The organism is Mesorhizobium sp. M1A.F.Ca.ET.072.01.1.1 (genome assembly GCF_004023325.1).
In the GTDB taxonomy this organism is placed as follows: Bacteria; Pseudomonadota; Alphaproteobacteria; order Rhizobiales; family Rhizobiaceae; genus Mesorhizobium.
Genome location: NZ_RZSF01000707.1, coordinates 1 through 536, shown reverse-complemented (window position 1 = coordinate 536; position 536 = coordinate 1). Strand labels below are relative to the sequence as shown.

General features: G+C 67.9%; 1 protein-coding gene. It reads right to left on the bottom strand.

Features of this window, described 5'->3' with window-relative positions; all coding sequences use genetic code 11:
* Window positions 1–536: molybdopterin-binding protein (locus tag EOA32_RS37645; protein ID WP_348632251.1), on the bottom strand; the 536-nt coding region annotated here is incomplete at both ends.

Here is a 536-nt window from a genome sequence, read left to right as displayed (position 1 = left end):
TCCATCAACAGGCCTCCGACGCCCATGCCGGCAATGTCGCTCGCCGTCACATCAAGCCCGGCGATCAGCCGGTCCAGCACCCAGTCGAAACCGTTTTCCTTCGGGCTGCGGGCACAGCCGGGCGCGCCGATGACGCGCTTGCCGTCGAGCGTTCCGAGCACCAGCAGATTGCCGGGATCGACCGGCATGCCGGCTCGAATGACTTTGCCGCCCGCCTTCTCGATCGCGGCAGGGATGACATCGGCGAAATCGGCCAGCGCCGAGGCGCCGAAGATCACCACCATGTCGTTGTCGCGCGCCAGCGCGCTTGCTGCTTCCGCAACAAGCGTCACGTCATGCGGCGTGCGCCGCTCCGCCTTCAGCCGGCCGCCGGAGCGCGCCAGCCGCGCCTCGGTGACCCGCAGCGTCTTGTCGAGCACGCTCGGCTTCAAGCCGGGCAGCGTCGTCTGGATGACGCCGACATTGACCGGGCGATAGGCGTTGACGGCGAAGATTTCGCCGCCGGCGCAAATCCTGGCCACCGCCTCTACTAGGCT